The organism is Mesorhizobium sp. M0030 (genome assembly GCF_040323695.1).
In the GTDB taxonomy this organism is placed as follows: Bacteria; Pseudomonadota; Alphaproteobacteria; order Rhizobiales; family Rhizobiaceae; genus Mesorhizobium.
On the sequence record NZ_JAMYVE010000016.1, the window covers coordinates 97,629 to 113,771 of the forward strand.

Genomic DNA, 16,143 nt, shown 5'->3' on the forward strand with positions numbered 1-16,143 from the left:
CGAGTTCAGGCGATCATCTGGCCGAAGCGATCGACCTCATCTGAAGTCGTGGCAAAGCTGGTGACGAAGCGATAGAGCAACTCGTCCTCGCCGACATGGCCATCGAAGCCGTGCGGCCTGTGCCAGTCGTAAAAGGCGGCGCCGGCCGATTGCAGCCTTTCGGCTTCCGCCTTTTTCATCACCGCGAACACCTCGTTGGCCTGCGGCAACCAGGCGAGCTTCGCCGTTGCCGAATCCTCGATCGCAGCCGCCAGGCGCGCGGCCATGGCATTGGCATGACGGGCCGTGTCCAGCCACAGGCCGTCCGTGAAGTAGGCGTCGAACTGCGCTGCGATGAAACGCGACTTGGAGAACAGCTGTGCGGCGCGCTTGCGCAGGAAGGACAGCTCCTTGGCGCGGTCTAGATCGAACAGCACCACCGCTTCGGCGCACCAGCAGCCGTTCTTGGTGCCGCCGAACGAGACGATATCGACGCCGCGCTTCCAGGTCATTTCGGCCGGCGTCGTCTCAAGCGCGACCAATGCGTTGGCAAAACGGGCGCCGTCCATATGCAGCGGCAGGGAAAAGCGTTTGGCGATCTCCGAAATGGTGGAAATGTCGTCGAGCCCGTACACTGTGCCGACTTCGGTCGATTGGGTGATCGAGACGGCCGTCGGGCGTCCCCAATGGACGATTTCGGGTGCGAAACGGGCGACGGCGCGTTCAAGATTGTGCGGATCGATCTTGCCCAGGGCGCCGTCGACAGCATGGAGACGCGAGCCGCCGCTGAAATATTCCGGCGCGCCGCATTCGTCCTCGATGATGTGCGATTCGCGGTGCGCAAAGGAAATGCCGCCGGGCTTGTTGTAAGCGGCCAGGGACAGCGAGTTGGCCGCCGTGCCGGTAGCGACGAAGAACACCGCGACCTCGCGTTCGAAGATCTCGCTGAAACGCTGGTAGACGGCCCGGTCGAGATCGCCATCGCCATAGGCGGTCGAAAAGCCGCCAGCATTGGCTGACAGCCCGGCGGCAATGTTGGAATGGACGCCCGCCCAGTTGTCGGATGCAAAGAACATCAGGAAAGTCCCTGCCTGGTTAAGAAAGTCTGGTTGCGACAAGAGCGCGACCATGGCCGTTTCGGGGTTTGACGCGCAAGGGCCAAGGGCTGAAAAAGCGGTAAAGCCAAAGGCGATCACGAAGGAGTGCCGGGACCGAAATTTCGTTTCAACAGCGCCCGACGTAATTTTCTGTCGCCAAACGTCCAAGAATTTGGTGAATCGGTCTTGTGTGCGCCCAGGATTTCTGCCATAAAAATTTAGGACAGTAGTGCTGTCTTATTTTGTCGTACAAGTCAGGCTGGATTGGCGTATCATTTGGGCCACTCCGGCCGTTGCCGCGAGCGACGGGTAGACGGCTCGGCTGTGGCCTGTACGATACCGGATACGAACCGGCGGTGCACCGCACGGTCCGCCAAGGATTTCGAAAAGACGTGCCGCAAGAATGAGAGCGGAAGCCAGTCGCTTCCCAAGGTAGACCAGCGCCCCAAATGCTAGACGTGCAAGGGGCCGGATCGGAGGACAGGACGATGACGGAACTGACGCCCTCTGCGATTATCGGCCAGGCCGCGCAGACGAAAGCGGCAGCCGTTAAAAATACCGTTCTGACCAAAGAAGGCCGAACCACCAACGGCCTGACCGGCAACGGTATGGCCGCGCAGGGTCTCTACGATCCGCGCAACGAGCATGACGCGTGCGGCGTCGGCTTCATCGTCAACATGAAGAACGTGAAGTCGCACCAGATCGTCAAGGACGGGCTCTTCGTGCTCGAAAACCTGACGCATCGCGGCGCTGTCGGCGCCGATCCGCTGATGGGCGACGGCGCCGGCGTGCTGGTGCAAATCCCCGATCATTTCTTCCGCGAAGAGATGGCGGCCCAGGGCGTCGAACTGCCGGCGGCAGGCCAATACGGCGTCGGCCACTGGTTCATGCCGCAGGATGCGGCACTGCGCGCCCATATCGAAGAGATCATCGCCGAATCGGCGCAGTCAGAAGGGCTGCCGCTGCTCGGCTTTCGCGACGTGCCGGTCGACAATTCATCGCTGTCGAAGGCGCCCGATATCGCGGCCTCCGAACCGTTCCATCGCCAGGTCTTCATCGGCCGCACATCAGACATTCCAGATGACGAGGAATATGAGGCCAGGCTGTACCTGCTGCGCAAGGTGATTTCCGGCCGCATCTACGCCGAGAACAACAACAAGGATATCGGCGCCTACTGTGTGTCGCTATCGGCGCGCACCATTGTCTACAAGGGCATGTTCCTGGCCTACCAGGTCGGCGCCTATTACAAGGATTTGTCGGATCCGCGTTTCGAGACCGCGCTGATCCTCGTCCACCAGCGCTTCTCGACCAACACCTTCCCGTCCTGGAAGCTGGCGCACCCCTACCGCATGGTCGCGCATAATGGCGAGATCAACACGGTGCGCGGCAACAACAACTGGATGGCGGCGCGCCAGGCCTCGGTCGATTCCGAACTGTTCGGCAACAACATCTCCAAGCTGTGGCCGATCTCCTATGACGGCCAGTCCGACACGGCGTGCTTCGACAATGCGCTCGAATTCCTGTTCCAGGGCGGCTACAGCCTCAGCCATGCCATGATGATGCTGATCCCCGAAGCGTGGGCCGGCAACAAGCTGATGGATGCCGACCGCAAGGCTTTCTACGAATACCATGCAGCCCTGATGGAGCCGTGGGACGGGCCGGCCGCGGTCGCCTTCACCGACGGCCGCCAGATCGGCGCCACGCTCGACCGCAACGGGCTGCGGCCGGCGCGCTACATCGTCACCGACGACGACCGCGTCATCATGGCGTCAGAGGCCGGCGTGCTGCCGGTGCCGGAGGAGAGGATCGTCAAGAAGTGGCGGCTGCAGCCCGGCCGCATGCTTCTGATCGACCTCGCCAAGGGCCGCATCATTTCCGACGAGGAGATCAAGTCGGAGATCGCCACCAGGCATCCCTACAAGACCTGGCTCAACAACACGCAGCTGATCCTCGAGGATCTGAAGCCGGTCGAGCCGCGCGCGCTGCGCAAGGATGTCAGCCTGCTCGATCGCCAGCAGGCTTTCGGCTACAGCCAGGAAGACACCAAGCTGTTGATGTCGCCGATGGCGACCACCGGCCAGGAAGCGGTGGGTTCGATGGGCACGGACACGCCGATCTCGGCGATGTCGGACAAGTCGAAGCTGCTCTACACCTACTTCAAGCAGAATTTCGCCCAGGTCACCAACCCGCCGATCGACCCAATCCGCGAGGAATTGGTGATGAGCCTTGTCTCGTTCATCGGGCCGCGGCCGAACATCTTCGACCTGGTCGGCAATTCGCGCCGCAAGCGGCTCGAAGTGCGCCAGCCGATCCTGACCAATGGCGATCTGGAAAAGATCCGCTCGATCGGCCACACCGAGGACCGTTTCGACACCAAGACCATCGACATCACCTACGGGTCGAGCGAGGGCGCGGCCGGCATGCAGGGCGCCGTCGAGCGTCTGTGCGAGCGGGCGGAAGCCGCTGTCGCCGGCGGCTACAACATCATCATCCTGTCCGACCGCCAGGTCGGTCCCGACCGTATCGCCATTCCGGCACTGCTGGCGACGGCTGCCGTGCACCACCATCTGATCCGCAAAGGTCTGCGCACCGCGGTCGGCCTGGTCGTGGAATCCGGCGAGCCACGCGAAGTGCATCATTTCTGCTGTCTCGCCGGCTACGGCGCCGAGGCGATCAACCCCTACCTTGCCTTCGATACGCTGCTCGACATGCACAAGCGTGGCGAACTGCCGGCTGAGGTTGACGCCTACGAGGTGGTCTCGCGCTACATCAAGTCGATCGGCAAGGGCATCCTCAAGGTGATGTCGAAGATGGGCATCTCCACCTATCAGTCCTATTGCGGCGCGCAGATATTCGACGCCATCGGGCTGAAGTCGGATTTCGTCGAGAAGTACTTCACCGGCACAGCGACGCTGATCGAAGGTGTCGGCCTGGACGAGGTCGCGGCCGAGACGCTCAGCCGCCACACCGACGGTTTCGGCAACGATCCGGTGCTGCGCAACAGCCTCGAGGTCGGCGGCGAGTACATGTACCGCATGCGCGGCGAAGCCCATATGTGGTCGCCCGACGCCGTCGCCACCTTGCAGCACGCCGTGCGCCAGGGCTCGTGGGAGACGTTCAAGGAGTATTCCGCGCAGATCGACAGCGAGACGGCCCGTGCTCAGACCATACGCGGCCTGTTCAGGATCAAGCTTGCGGAAGAGACCGGCCGCAAGAAGGTGGCGATAGAGGACGTGATGTCGGCGGCCGATATCGTCAAGCGCTTCTCGACAGGGGCGATGTCGTTCGGCTCCATCTCGCGCGAGGCACACACGACGCTGGCGCGCGCCATGAACCAGATCGGCGGCAAGTCGAACACCGGCGAGGGCGGCGAAGAGGCCGACCGCTATCTGCCGCTGCCCGGCGGCGGCAAGAACCCCGAACGTTCGGCGATCAAGCAGGTCGCCTCGGGGCGGTTTGGCGTCACCGCCGAGTATCTCGTCAATTCCGATGTCATGCAGATCAAGGTCGCGCAGGGCGCCAAGCCCGGTGAGGGCGGCCAGCTGCCCGGCCACAAGGTCGACGCGACCATTGCCAAGGTCCGGCACTCGACGCCCGGCGTCGGCCTGATCTCGCCGCCGCCGCACCACGACATCTATTCGATCGAGGATCTGGCGCAGCTGATCTATGATCTGAAGAACGTCAACCCGGCGGCCGACGTATCGGTCAAGCTGGTGTCGGAAGTCGGTGTCGGTACGGTTGCGGCCGGCGTCGCCAAGGCACGCGCCGACCACATCACCATATCGGGCTATGATGGCGGCACCGGCGCGTCGCCGCTGACCTCGCTCAAGCATGCCGGCAGCCCGTGGGAAATGGGCCTAGCCGAGACGCACCAGACGCTGGTGCTGAACGGGCTGCGCTCGCGCGTTGCGCTGCAGGTCGATGGCGGCTTGCGCACGGGGCGCGACGTCATCATCGGTGCGCTGCTCGGCGCCGACGAGTTCGGCTTCTCGACCGCGCCGCTGATCGCGGCCGGCTGCATCATGATGCGCAAGTGCCACTTGAACACCTGCCCGGTCGGCGTCGCGACGCAGGATCCGGTTCTGCGCAAGCGTTTCAAGGGCACGCCCGAGCATGTCATCAACTTCTTCTTCTATGTTGCGGAAGAGGTGAGGGGGCTGCTGGCCGAGATCGGCTACACCCATATCGACCAGATCATCGGCGACAGCGACCTGCTGGAAAAGCGCGAGATGATCCAGCGTTGGAAGGCGCGTGGGCTCGATTTCGGCAAGATGTTCTTCAAGCCGGACGCGCCGCATGAGGCGGTGCACTGGACCGAACGGCAGAAACACCCGATCGACGATGTACTCGATCGCAAGCTGATCGAACTGGCGAAGCCCGCGCTCGAAAGCAAGCAGCCGGTCAAGATCGAGGTCGACATCCGCAATGTCGATCGCTCCACGGGCGCCATGCTGTCGGGCGAAGTCGCCAAGCGCTTCAGGCACAAGGGCCTGCGCGAGGACACGATCCAGGTGAAGCTGACCGGCACCGCCGGCCAGTCGTTCGGCGCCTTCTTGGCGCGCGGCATCTCGTTCGATCTCGTCGGTGCGGCCAACGACTATGTCGGCAAGGGCCTGTCGGGCGGACGCATCGTCATCCGGCCGCCGGAGGAGTCCAGGATCGTCGCGGCGGAATCGATCATCGTCGGCAACACCGTCCTCTATGGCGCGACCGAGGGCGAGGCCTATTTCGCAGGTGTCGCCGGCGAGCGCTTCGCGGTGCGCAATTCGGGCGTCGCCGCCGTCGTTGAAGGCGTCGGCGATCATGGCTGCGAATACATGACCGGCGGCATCGTCGTCGTCATCGGCCAGACCGGTCGCAACTTCGCTGCCGGCATGTCGGGCGGCGTGGCCTATGTTCTGGATGAGGCCGGCGATTTCGCCGCGCGCTGCAACATGGCGATGGTCGAGCTGGAGCCGGTTCCGGAAGAAGACGATCTGATGGAAAGGCTGCTGCATCATGGCGGTGACCTCGACCACAAGGGTCGCGTCGACGTCTCGGGCGACATGACCACCCATGACGAGGAACGGCTTTACCAGCTTATCTCGAACCACGTCCATTTCACCGGTTCGGTACGCGGCCGCGAGATACTCGACGACTGGACGACCTTCCGGCCGAAATTCCGCAAGATCATGCCGGTCGAATACCGCCGCGCGCTGATCGAGATGGAACGCATGCGCATGGGCGTGGCGGCGGAATAGGTTTTTCGACTTGCCGGGAGGCGCAGGCTTCCCGGCGGAACTTTCAGCGACAGTTTGACCTCGGATGCAAGGTTGCCACGGCTGCCTCAAGGGGTTAACGGGTGCGAAAACCGCACCATCTGGACAGCAGGAACTGGACTATGGGCAAGGTAACAGGCTTTCTCGAAATCGACCGGCAGGTGCACAAGTACCAGCCGGCCTCCGACCGCATCCGGCATTTTCGTGAATTCACGCTGCCGATGTCGGACAAGGAGGTCGAGAAACAGGCGGCGCGCTGCATGGATTGCGGCATCCCGTTCTGCCACGGGCCGACCGGTTGCCCGATCCACAACCAGATCCCGGACTGGAACGACCTCGTCTACAATGGCGACTGGGACAATGCGATCCGCAACCTGCATTCGACCAACAATTTCCCCGAGTTCACCGGCCGCATCTGCCCCGCGCCCTGCGAGGAAGCCTGCACGCTGAACCTCGAGGACATTCCGGTTGCCATCAAGACTGTCGAACAGGCAATCGCCGACAAGGCTTATGAAACCGGCCATATCCGGCCTTATCCGCCAGAGAAGAAGACGGGCAAGCGGGTCGCTGTCATCGGCTCCGGCCCGGCAGGGATGGCGGCGGCGCAGCAGCTTGGCCGCGCCGGCCACGAGGTCAGCGTTTATGAGCGTGAGAGCCGTCCCGGCGGGCTGATGCGCTACGGCATTCCCGACTTCAAGATCGAGAAGCACTATATCGACCGCCGCATCGAGCAGATGCAGGGCGAGGGCGTGACCTTCCATTGCGGCGTCAATGTCGGCGTCGACAAGCCGGTGGCAGAGTTGCTCGCCGGATATGATGCGGTGCTCTATTGCGGCGGTTCGGAATCGCCGCGTCCGGCCAATATTCCGGGCGACGATCTCGGCGGCGTCTATGACGCCATGCCCTATCTGGTGCAGCAGAACCGTCGCGTCGGCGGCGAGCCGATCCAGTCGGTGGCCTGGCCGTCGCATCCGATCATCGCCGGCGGCCAGCATGTCGTCGTCGTCGGCGGCGGCGATACCGCGTCCGACTGCGTCGGCACCGCCTTCCGCCAGGGCGCGGTGCGTGTCACCCAGCTCGACATCCGCCCGCAGCCGCCGGAGAAGGAAGACAAGCTTTCGGTCTGGCCTTACTGGGCGACCAAGATGCGCACCTCGTCCTCACAGGCCGAAGGTGCGGAGCGCGAATTCCAGGTGGCGACGCTCGAATTCATCGGCGAGGACGGCCAGCTGACCGGCGTCAAATGCTGCGAAGTCGACGAGAAGCGCAAGCCTATCCCCGGCACCGAATTCGTCATCCGTGCAGACCTCGCCTTCATCGCCATCGGCTTTGCCGGACCGGCTGCCGCCGGCGTCGCGAAAGAGCTGGACGGTGAGATGAAAATCACCACCGACAGCCGCCGTTCCCGCAATGTCGAAGCCAACGATCGCGACTACAAGACCAGCGTCGACAAGCTCTACGCCGCAGGTGATGTGCGCCGCGGCCAGTCGCTGGTTGTGTGGGCGATCCGCGAAGGCCGCCAGGCCGCGCGCTCGATCGATGAAGCGCTGATGGGGTCGACGGTACTCCCCCGTTAACGGTTGATCGCCGTCGTCGTATCCGTCGCGGCAGCGGCCTTGGGCGGCCAGGAGAAGTCGTCGGCGCGACCGGGCGAGGCCTCGGGCGCCTTGCCTTCGAGGATTAGTTTTTCGCCGGGCAGATCCGGATTGGCTTTCGGCGCCGCCGCCGCACCGAGAAGCTCGGTCCCGCCGTCGAGCGCCGGATCGTTGAGCAGCATTGGAACGGTGCGGTCGACCACGATCGGGGCGGCGGGCAACGACGGCGCCTCGACCGGGGCGCCGGCCGGTGCGGCAGCCGTCACCACGCTTCCCGGCGCTGCCAGGCCGAGGATCTTGGCCAGCGGCTTTTCGGTGTAGAAGGCGAGCTTTCGCTTGCCGGCTTTCGAGACGTTGATGCCGTCGTCGGAGCGCAGCCGCACGGCCTGGCCGTTAATGTCGGGGCCGGTCGAGACAAAGGCGCCGTTCTCGTCGACGAACCCATCCCAGACATCGACGAATTCGCCGCCGTTCTTCTCGGCAGCCGAGTGGTAGATGTCGTTGAATGCCAGCATGTCGGAGGTCATCTTCGGCGTCTTGAAGGCTGGCATGCCGACCCACAGATAAGGCACCTTGGTCGCCGCCAGTGCCTTTCCCAAGGCTTCGGTCCGGCGTTCGTATTCCTTGGTCCAGTTCTCGGAGCGCGGCTGCTCGCGCACATCGTTGACGCGCATCTGCTGGCGGTCGTTGGAGCCCAGCATGACGACCACGGCGGCGGGCTTCTCGGTCTCGACCAGCGATTTGACCTGTTCGGGCCAGTTGTAGACATCATCGCGCACGAAACCCGAAGAACCGTTGGCGCGCTCGACGATCCTGACGTTGGCATTGTCGGCAAAGGCTGTTTCGAGGCCTTCGGCCAGGCCGTTGGCCATGAAATCGCCGATCACCAGAACGACGCGGGCATCCGGTGTCTTCTCGACAATCGGAGCGGAAGGTCCAACGGGTGCACGGGGCTTCTTCTTGACCTTCGGCTTTGCCTTGCGGACGTCGAGCGGCGGCTCGATGCGTTCGCTGCGGCGCGGGAACAGAAGGTCGCGCAGCGACCAGCCGCGGTTCTGCGGTTGTTCCTGCGCCAAAGCCGGTGTGTGGAAAGTGCCGGCGAGTCCCGTCGCCAGGACAACGATGGCCAGAACGAGGATCGGCAAGCGGAAAACGATCACACGGATACGCGTTGCCGAAACCAAGCACCCTCTCCATCCCTTGGTGCATGGCCCTCGCAGGGGATCATGCACAGACCGATGCTACGGCATCCCTTGCGCGTCACAGATGCGCGCTGCCGTCGCCGGCTCTATTTCTTTCTGAGCCATTTGAGCACTTCCATGCTCGGATACCCGTCCTGGGTCAAGCCGACCGTTGCCTGATAGGTCATGATGGCGGTTTTCGTGCCGTCACCGATCTTGCCGTCGAACTTGCCGTCGTAAAGTCCGTGCTGCGAAAGCCGCTTCTGCAACTCCTGCCTTTCCTCGAAGGACAGTTTGGTGAAGGGCCGCTTCCAGTCCTGCACCAGACCATTAGAGCCGGCGATTTCGTCGGCAAGAAGGCCGACGGCCAGGGCATATTTGTCGGCGTTGTTGTAGGCCTTGATGACGGAGAAGTTCTTGATCATCAGGAAGGCCGGTCCGCCGCGGCCGTCCGGCACTTTCAGGGTCGCCTTGTCGGTTGCGTTCTTGAACGGCTTGCCATTGGCCCTGGCGACGCCGAGCGCCTGCCACTGCGCCAATGTCTTCGAGCCGGCCGGCAGTTTGCCCGCCGGAATGGTGACCTCGTAGCCCCAGGTCTTGCCGCCCTGCCAGCCATTCTTCTTCAGCAGATTGGCTGATGTCGCCAACGCATCGGGGACCGAATTCCAGATGTCGCGCTTGCCGTTGCCGTCCATGTCGACGGCATAATGCTGGTAGCTGGTCGGGATGAACTGGGTCTGGCCCATGGCGCCGGCCCAGGAGCCCATCAGGTGGCTTTCGTCGATGTCGCCGGTCTGCAGGATTTTCAGCGCGGCGACCAATTGGGTGCGGGCGAATTTCGAACGCTTCGGGTCGCCATAGGCGAGGGTTGCCAGCGAGCGGATGACATTGCGCATGATGTCGTCGCGCTTGAGGATCTCGCCATAATTCGATTCCATCGACCAGATGGCGAGCAGGATGTAGCGGTCGACGCCGAACCTCGCCTCGATCCGTTCCAGCCACGGCTTCCATTTCTTGGCCATCTGCTGGCCGACGGCAACGGACTGGTCGTGGACGCGGTTGTCGAAATAGTCCCAGGCAGGTGCGGTGAATTCGGGCTGGGTGCGTGCCTTTTCCAGCACCACCGGGTCGGGCTCATTGATGCCCCGGAACGCTCGGTCGTAGACCCCGCCGGAAACGCCGCCCGCCACGGCCGTGGCGCGGAAGCCGGCGACCCATTGCCGAAAACCGGCATCGGCGAAGGCCGGTCCGGCCGGCATCAGCAAGGCGAGCGAGAGGCTGGCCGCCGTCAGCACGCTGGTAAAGAGTTTTGCGGCACTGCGAACGGACATATTTTCCCCTTTCTCTATCTCAGGAAAGACCATTCATCGCCGAACCGGGTTAGCAATTGGTTTACCATAGGCGGCGCCTGGAACGAAAAGACACCTGGATGCTTTACCGGTTGATGTTTCCCTCAATGGCCCGATAATCCACAATTCCGGCGCGAAAATGTCGCGAGGCGGGATTGCCGGGCACGCCCTCAAACGGATAATTGACGCATGAAGCGAGTTCGCAAGGCAGTTTTCCCGGTCGCCGGTCTCGGCACACGGTTTCTCCCGGCCACCAAGGCCATTCCCAAGGAGATGCTGACCGTCGTCGACCGGCCGGTCATCCAGTATGTCGTCGATGAGGCGCGCGAGGCCGGCATCGAACATTTCATCTTCGTCACCGGCCGCAACAAGGCGGTCATAGAAGACCATTTCGATATCCAGTTCGAGCTCTATGATACGCTGGCACAGCGCGGCAAGGACGATCAGCTGGCCCGCTTGCAGCGGCTGCAGCCGGCGCCGGGGCAGACCTCGTTCACCCGCCAGCAGGTGCCGATGGGGCTCGGCCACGCCGTCTGGTGCGCCCGCGAACTGGTCGGCGACGAACCCTTCGCGCTGTTGCTGCCCGACATGATCATGCAGTCGGAGAAGAGCTGCACGAAGGCCATGGTCGAGCTCTACGAGGAGACCGGCAACAACATCATCGCGGTGCAGGAATGCGATCCGGCCGAAACCCACAAATATGGCATTGTCGGCCGCGGCGAGGACACGCATCACGGCTTCCGCATCACCGAGATGGTCGAAAAGCCGAAGACCGGCACCGCGCCGTCCAATCTCTACATCAACGGCCGCTACATCCTGCAGCCCGAGATTTTCAAGATCCTCGAAAGCCAGGAAAAGGGCGCCGGCAACGAGATCCAGCTCACCGACGCGATGCTGAAGCTGGAAAAGCAGCAGCCCTTCTTTGGCTACCACTTTCAGGGCCGCACCTTCGATTGCGGCTCGCCGGAAGGCTTCGTCGAGGCCAATGTCGCCTTCGCGCTGTGGCGCAGCGACATGAACGAGAACATGGCCGGCGTCATCCGCACGCTGCTCGATGAGATGAAGCCGTCCGAGCGTCGCGGCGCTGCTTTTTAGCTACCGCTGCAGCTTCAGCCCCAAATAGATGCTGTTGGCGGTGTAGTTGCGCCCGGGCAGATTGCTGGTCAGCTTTTCGGTGCGGGCGCGGCTGGTGAGGCCGACATAGCGGTTCAGCCACCAGGTCAGCCCGGCCTCTGCACTCAGCGTCATGTCATGGCCGTCGGAGCCGGTGTAATTGCGCCAGTCGAGCCCAAGGGCTGCGTTGCCGGTCAGGTCGGCGCGGATCTGCCGCTCGCCGGTGAGGCGGCCGGAATAGAGGATGTCGCCGCTCTTACCGGCATTCGTCGTGCCTTCGACCGTGGTTCGCCCGGTGAGGCCGATGATGGTACCGCGCTCGGGCGACCATTTGAGGTCGGCATTGATGGTGGCTCCCGAAATCGCCTCCAGGTTCTTGTCGTCGATCGCCTCCCTCAGCCAGCCGGCCGAGAACTCACCCTTGAGCTTCTCGCCCATGTCGACTTCGATACCGGCGCGCGCGCCAAGCCGGGTCGAAGAGCGCTCGAAGCCCTTGTTGTCGATCCGTTGGTCATATACCCGGCGGCCGAGCTCAATCTCAGCAAAGGGCGTCAGAGCCGGGGAAATTTCATAGCCGGTCCGCAACGTTGCGGTGTAGAGCGTGTTGTCCTGGTCCTTCTGCGACAGCGAGGTGCCATCGGTAAGTTCGGCATCGCCATAGATGTCGTGGGAGACGGCGCCGGTCAGCGCAAAGCGCATCTTGCCGACGTCCTTCTCGACGCCGAGGCTGCCGTCGACCGTCTGGCGGATCGGCTGCGATTTGACGCCGGCAATGGCGTCGGGCGCGGAGGCCGATTCCGGTGCAATCTCGTAGCCGAGCTTGGCGATGGCGCGCAGTTCATTGTCGAGGTCGACATTGTACGTGCCTTGGATACGGCCGCGTGCCTCATTGATCTTCTGGCCCGAAATGGTGTTGCGGAAATTACCGTAGCCGTCGATGACCGCCGAATTCTCGCGCCAATCGGAGGCGGCGGAGAAACGCAGCGCCGTTTCGGACAGCACCGCCGACTTGCCGCCAGCGCTGGAATCGGCGTTCGACGTGACGGCAACGCCCTGCTCGAGCGCCGGCCGCAGCAGGAACGAGCCGACCTTGATGCCGGTTGCCGCGTACGGGTCGTCCTCGAGCTTCTTCTTCAGGCCCTCGATGGCGTCGGTGCGCTCGGCGCCGGGGTCGAGCTTTCGTCGGTCGACGCCGTCGACGGTGAGGACACGGCGGTTGGCTATGTCCTGATCGGCGTCGCCTGCCGCAGTGCCGTCCGGAGTCGTTCCGGTGGTGGTCTGGTCCGTGGCTTTGCCAGGCTTCTTCTCGTCGGCAGCCTTGGTTTTGTCCTTGGCCTTGTCTGCATCCGCGTCGGCGCGTTGCTTTGCCGTCGACGGGCGGCGTGGCAGGACGGTTGGCGGCTTGTCGGCGAACGAATCGTCGATGGTCGCCGGCGGGTCGAAAATGCTGTTTGCGCCGGCCTGTGACGGGTCGGTGTCATCAGGCAAGGCGCCATCGCTGGCCGGCACATAAGCGGTTGGCGTGTTTCCCGTGGGGGCGGTGTCGGCAGGGGCGGGCTTGACCTGCGTGTTGGCCTTGCTCAATTGCCTGGCCCGGCGCTGCTGGTCGGACAGGATCGCCGATTCCGAAACTTCGCCGCGCAGCTCGGTCTCCTGGGCATGAAGCGCAGTTGGCCGCAGCAAAGCGAGCACGCTCGTCGCCAGAAGCAGAGCGCAAAACGCTCTGCCCGTTCGACCTTTTTTCTCTTGAGGTTGGGCCCGCGACATCGTCACCACTGCTTGCGCGGCGCAAGCGCGCCATACTTACCGAACCGTAAACGGGGATGGTTAACGGAGGGTTGAAGGGGTGCCTGTCGGACATGGCTGGACGGCAATTCTGTTGGACAGGCGAACGGCAAAGCGCTAATCGCATCAGCCATGCATGCGGGATCCCAAGAAAAGAAGCCTTTGGAGGCTTCGATCGCCTCGGCGCTGAGAACGGTAGCCACGGAACAGGCCGGCGTGGCGGCATTGGCCGCCGCGCTGGAGAACGAACTGGCCGAACCTTTCGCCCGCGCCGTCGACATGGTGTCGCGCATCAATGGCCGCGTCATAGTCACCGGCGTCGGCAAAAGCGGCCATATCGGCACTAAGATCGCGGCCAGTCTGGCTTCGACCGGCACGCCTGCCTTCTTCGTCCATCCGGCGGAGGCCAATCATGGCGACCTTGGCATGATCGCCAGAGACGATGCCATCATCGCCATGTCATGGTCCGGCGAGAGCAGAGAATTGATGGGCATCGTCGCCTATTCCAGGCGCTTCTCGATCCCGCTGATTGCGATTACCGCGGGCGCGGCCTCGGCGCTGGCGCGCGCGGCCGACGTGGTGCTGCTCCTGCCGTCCGTGCCGGAAGCCTGCCCGCACGGCCTGGCGCCGACGACATCGACCCTGCTGCAACTGGTGGTCGGCGATGCGCTGGCTATCGCGCTGCTCGAAGCGCGCGGCTTCACGCCCGACCATTTCCGCACATTCCACCCCGGCGGCCAGCTCGGCGCCAATCTCACGCAGATCCACGAGATCATGCATGTCGGCGAAAGGCTGCCGCTGGTGGCTTCCGGCACGGGCATGCGCGAGGCGATCCTCGAATTGTCGAACAAGGGCTTCGGCTGCGTGGCGATCGCGACGGCGGATGGCGCGTTGGTGGGCATCATCACCGATGGCGACATCAGGCGTCACATCGGCAGCAATCTCATGGAAATGAGCGTCGATCAGGTGATGACGAAAAAGCCGAAGACGGCCACACCGGACACGCTGGTGGCGACGGCGCTGCAGATTATCAACAATTCGGCCATTACGAGCCTGATGGTGGTCGAAGGCAGGCGGCTCGTGGGACTGGTTCATCTGCACGACCTGCTACGCATCGGCGCCGCCTGAAAAAATCAAAGGACGCGTCGCGTTCGGGAAGCCCTACGCGACGCGCCCTGATTTTCCGGATCGAAAGCGCCATGCGCTTTCGAAATGTCAAACAGCCTCGACGGTCAGTTCCAGATCGGTGTCGGCCGAACTGACGACGCGCACCTGCGTGCCGGCCGGCAGGTCGGGACCGGAGACGCGCCACAGCGTGTCGCCGAGCTTGATGCGGCCGCGACCGTCCTTGATCGGCTCGGCCAGCGTTGCCATCCTGCCGACCAACTGCGCGCCGCGCCGGTTGAGCAGCGGCTGATCACTCGGGACATTACGCCCGCCGACTAGTTTCTTGCCGACGAGGGCCGAGACCAGCGACAGCGCCAGGAAGGCGAGGACCTGGACTTCCCAGGCCCAGAAGCTTGCGTCCCAGATGAGCAGGGAAATCACACCGATTACCAATGCGGCGATGCCGATCCACAGCATGAATATTCCTGGCGCGATGACCTCCATCACCAGGAGGACGAAGCCCAGAACCATCCAGTTCCACGGACCAAGTTCGGAAATGATGCGGTCGAACATGGGCGTGCGCTCCTACTTCCTGTGGAGCATGATCTTTTCCGAAAACCGGTTCCCACTTTTCGGGATCATGCTCGCGACCTCAGTTCTCGTCAGGTCTCAGTTCTCATTCGGGCGAACCACCGGAGGGCGGCCTGCCTGCCTGGCGGCGCCGGCGGTGCCTTCGCTGCGGAACACCTCCCTGGCGATCTCGCTTATGCCGCCGAGCGTGCCGATCAGCGCCGAGGCTTCCATCGGCATCAGCACGACCTTGCTGTTGTTGGCGGTACCGATCTTGCCCATCGCTTCGGTGTATTTGAGCGCCACGAAGTAGTTGAGTGCCTGCACGTCGCCCTTGGAGATGGCTTCCGATACAACCTGGGTGGCTCGCGCTTCGGCCTCGGCCGAGCGTTCGCGTGCCTCGGCGTCGCGGAAGGCGGCTTCCTTGCGGCCTTCGGCCTCGAGGATCTGCGACTGCTTGAGGCCTTCGGCGGCGAGGATCTGCGCACGCTTGTTACGTTCAGCCGTCATCTGACGACCCATCGATTCGATGAGGTTGGCCGGCGGATTGATATCCTTGATCTCGACGCGGGTGATCTTGATGCCCCACGGATGGGCCGCTTCGTCGACCACGCGCAGCAGCCGTTCGTTGATGGCGTCGCGGTTTGACAGCAATTCGTCGAGGTCCATCGAGCCCATGACGGTACGGATGTTGGTCATCGTCAAATTGAGGATGGCGTTCTCCAGGCCGGCGACCTGGTAGGCGGCCTGCGCCGCATTGAGGATCTGGTAGAAGGCGATGCCGTCGACGCCGACAATGGCGTTGTCGCGCGTTATGATTTCCTGGCTCGGAACGTCGAGCACCTGCTCCATCATGTTCATCTTGGCGCCGATGCGGTCGACGAACGGCACGATGAGGTTGAGGCCGGGGCTTAGTGTTTTGGTGTAACGACCAAAGCGCTCCACCGTATAATTATAGCCTTGCGGGATTGTCCGGATGCCTTTGATAAGAAGCACCAATACCAGAAAGGCAAGCGCACCAATCGCAATACCGAAACCACTGAAGTCCATTTGAATCTCCCTCAGATGCCGGCCATGGCGTTGATTCCATGCAACCGACTTCACCAAAC

General features: G+C 63.1%; 10 protein-coding genes. 4 read left to right on the plus strand and 6 right to left on the minus strand.

Translation table 11 applies throughout. The features are described from left to right. Positions 1-5: 5 nt before the first annotated feature. Positions 6-1,055 (minus strand): threonine aldolase family protein, encoded by a 1,050-nt coding sequence (locus tag NKJ80_RS27055; protein WP_023710937.1) that lies wholly within the window; start codon positions 1,053-1,055, stop codon positions 6-8. Between the two features lie 509 nt (positions 1,056-1,564). Between NKJ80_RS27055 and gltB the strand changes: the two genes are divergently transcribed. Then, a complete protein-coding gene (gene gltB, locus NKJ80_RS27060; protein WP_352498650.1) occupies positions 1,565-6,316 on the plus strand; it encodes a glutamate synthase large subunit in 4,752 nt (1,583 codons plus the stop codon). 140 nt (positions 6,317-6,456) lie between these two features. Further along, positions 6,457-7,911 (plus strand): glutamate synthase subunit beta, encoded by a 1,455-nt coding sequence (locus NKJ80_RS27065; RefSeq protein WP_023686414.1) that lies wholly within the window; start codon positions 6,457-6,459, stop codon positions 7,909-7,911. Here the strand turns inward: NKJ80_RS27065 and NKJ80_RS27070 are convergent. Both NKJ80_RS27070 and NKJ80_RS27075 read right to left on the minus strand, forming a co-directional pair. Beyond that, complete coding sequence (locus NKJ80_RS27070; RefSeq protein WP_023686413.1) at positions 7,908-9,113, minus strand: SGNH/GDSL hydrolase family protein; 1,206 nt, start codon at positions 9,111-9,113, stop codon at positions 7,908-7,910. The two genes, NKJ80_RS27065 and NKJ80_RS27070, sit on opposite strands and share 4 nt — an antisense overlap. A gap of 104 nt (positions 9,114-9,217) precedes the next feature. Further along, positions 9,218-10,441 carry a lytic murein transglycosylase gene (locus NKJ80_RS27075; RefSeq protein WP_023686412.1) on the minus strand — a complete coding sequence of 408 codons (1,224 nt, stop codon included), beginning with the start codon at positions 10,439-10,441 and terminating at the stop codon, positions 9,218-9,220. A gap of 207 nt (positions 10,442-10,648) precedes the next feature. On the opposite strand from NKJ80_RS27075, the gene galU reads away from it, so the two are divergent. Next, the gene (galU, locus tag NKJ80_RS27080; protein ID WP_023671956.1) at positions 10,649-11,554 is read left to right on the plus strand and encodes a UTP--glucose-1-phosphate uridylyltransferase GalU; all 906 of its coding nucleotides are present in this window, start codon (positions 10,649-10,651) and stop codon (positions 11,552-11,554) included. On the opposite strand, the gene NKJ80_RS27085 is transcribed toward galU, so the two are convergent. After that, on the minus strand, positions 11,555-13,339 hold the full coding sequence (locus NKJ80_RS27085) for an outer membrane beta-barrel protein (RefSeq protein WP_352498651.1): 1,785 nt from the start codon (positions 13,337-13,339) through the stop codon (positions 11,555-11,557). Between the two features lie 150 nt (positions 13,340-13,489). Between NKJ80_RS27085 and NKJ80_RS27090 the strand changes: the two genes are divergently transcribed. Then, entirely contained in the window at positions 13,490-14,485 is a 996-nt protein-coding gene (locus NKJ80_RS27090; protein ID WP_023671954.1) for a KpsF/GutQ family sugar-phosphate isomerase, read from the plus strand. An 87-nt stretch (positions 14,486-14,572) separates the two neighbouring features. Here the strand turns inward: NKJ80_RS27090 and NKJ80_RS27095 are convergent, their stop codons facing one another. Further along, positions 14,573-15,037, minus strand: coding sequence for an NfeD family protein (locus NKJ80_RS27095; protein ID WP_352498652.1), 465 nt, complete (start codon positions 15,035-15,037; stop codon positions 14,573-14,575). 96 nt (positions 15,038-15,133) lie between these two features. Next, on the minus strand, positions 15,134-16,084 hold the full coding sequence (locus NKJ80_RS27100; protein WP_023701037.1) for an SPFH domain-containing protein: 951 nt from the start codon (positions 16,082-16,084) through the stop codon (positions 15,134-15,136). Positions 16,085-16,143: the final 59 nt, after the last annotated feature.

Coding starts and splice junctions, on each gene's coding strand:
- NKJ80_RS27055 (WP_023710937.1), bottom strand. CDS start 1,055: ATGTTCTTTGCATCCGACAACTGGGCGGGCGTCCATTCCAACATTGCC.
- gltB (WP_352498650.1), top strand. CDS start 1,565: ATGACGGAACTGACGCCCTCTGCGATTATCGGCCAGGCCGCGCAGACG.
- NKJ80_RS27065 (WP_023686414.1), top strand. CDS start 6,457: ATGGGCAAGGTAACAGGCTTTCTCGAAATCGACCGGCAGGTGCACAAG.
- NKJ80_RS27075 (WP_023686412.1), bottom strand. CDS start 10,441: ATGTCCGTTCGCAGTGCCGCAAAACTCTTTACCAGCGTGCTGACGGCG.
- galU (WP_023671956.1), top strand. CDS start 10,649: ATGAAGCGAGTTCGCAAGGCAGTTTTCCCGGTCGCCGGTCTCGGCACA.
- NKJ80_RS27085 (WP_352498651.1), bottom strand. CDS start 13,339: ATGTCGCGGGCCCAACCTCAAGAGAAAAAAGGTCGAACGGGCAGAGCG.
- NKJ80_RS27090 (WP_023671954.1), top strand. CDS start 13,490: ATGCATGCGGGATCCCAAGAAAAGAAGCCTTTGGAGGCTTCGATCGCC.
- NKJ80_RS27095 (WP_352498652.1), bottom strand. CDS start 15,037: ATGTTCGACCGCATCATTTCCGAACTTGGTCCGTGGAACTGGATGGTT.
- NKJ80_RS27100 (WP_023701037.1), bottom strand. CDS start 16,084: ATGGACTTCAGTGGTTTCGGTATTGCGATTGGTGCGCTTGCCTTTCTG.